The organism is Psychromonas sp. MB-3u-54, assembly GCF_002836415.1.
Classification (GTDB): Bacteria; Pseudomonadota; Gammaproteobacteria; order Enterobacterales; family Psychromonadaceae; genus Psychromonas.
Genome location: NZ_PJBP01000027.1, coordinates 1 through 1,076 on the forward strand (window position 1 = coordinate 1; position 1,076 = coordinate 1,076).

The following is a 1,076-nucleotide window of genomic DNA, read 5'->3' on the forward strand; positions in this document are numbered from 1 at the left end:
GAGGATTTGAACCTCTGAATGCCGAGATCAAAACCCGGTGCCTTACCGCTTGGCGATATCCCAACTGTTGTTTTTAAGAGTTGACTCTCTTTGGTAACTCTTTATCTAAATAAAGAGTGGTGCGGAAGGAGAGACTTGAACTCTCACACCTTACGATACTAGAACCTAAATCTAGCGCGTCTACCAATTCCGCCACTTCCGCATTTTTGCTTTTTAAGTAAGTGGTGGCTAAACCAAGAGTTGAACTTGGGACCCCATCATTATGAGTGATGTGCTCTAACCAGCTGAGCTATTTAGCCATCTTAACTTACATCGTAACGTTTGCTGCCGAGGCGTTCGTCGTTTCGATGGAGCGCATTATGCGGATATAGGTGATTGTCGTCAACCCATTTCTAACAAAAAAAGTGATTTAATTTCTGTTTGCTTGTTTGCTGAGCAAGTTGATCTTATTTTAATCAACTACAGCGGTTTATTAGCTGACGTGATTGATAATCCTCGAATAACTAAGCAGATTAGCGATAATAAAAAACTAAAAATGAGTCTCAATAGGCTTACCTGTACGCGAATATTAATGATTTTCATCAACTAAGGCGGTTTATTAGCCGACGTGATTGATAATCAGCGAATAACTAAACAGATTAGCGTTAATCACAAACTAAAAATGAGTTTTAATGGTATCACCTGTGCGCGAATATTAATGATTTTCATCAACTACCGCCATTTATTAGCCGACGTGATTGATAATCAGCGAAGAACTAAAAAGATTAGCGTTAATCAAAAATTAAAAGTGAGTTTTAATGGCATCACCTGTGCGCGAATATTAATGATTTTCATCAACTACAGCTATTTATTAGCTGACAGCATTGATAATCATCGAATAACTAAGCAGATTAGCGTTAATCACAAACTAAAAGTGAGTTTTAATGGTATCACCTGTACGCGAATATTAATGATTTTCATCAACTACCGCTATTTATTAGCCGACGTGATTGATAATCAGCGAATAACTAAAAAGATTAGCGTTAATCAAAAATTAAAAGTGAGTTTTAATGGCATCACCTGTGCGCGAATATTGA

General features: G+C 37.2%; 1 protein-coding gene and 2 tRNA genes. 1 reads left to right on the forward strand and 2 read right to left on the reverse strand.

Annotation, left to right across the window (positions count from 1 at the left end):
• Positions 1–117 precede the first annotated feature (117 nt).
• Both CXF72_RS00400 and CXF72_RS00405 read right to left on the reverse strand, forming a co-directional pair.
• Positions 118–202 (reverse strand) — tRNA-Leu (locus tag CXF72_RS00400).
• A 20-nt stretch (positions 203–222) separates the two neighbouring features.
• Positions 223–299, reverse strand: a tRNA-Met gene (locus CXF72_RS00405).
• 308 nt (positions 300–607) lie between these two features.
• Here CXF72_RS00405 and CXF72_RS00410 point away from each other — a divergent pair.
• Positions 608–1,076: hypothetical protein (locus tag CXF72_RS00410; protein ID WP_157823150.1), on the forward strand; the 469-nt coding region annotated here is incomplete at its 3' end.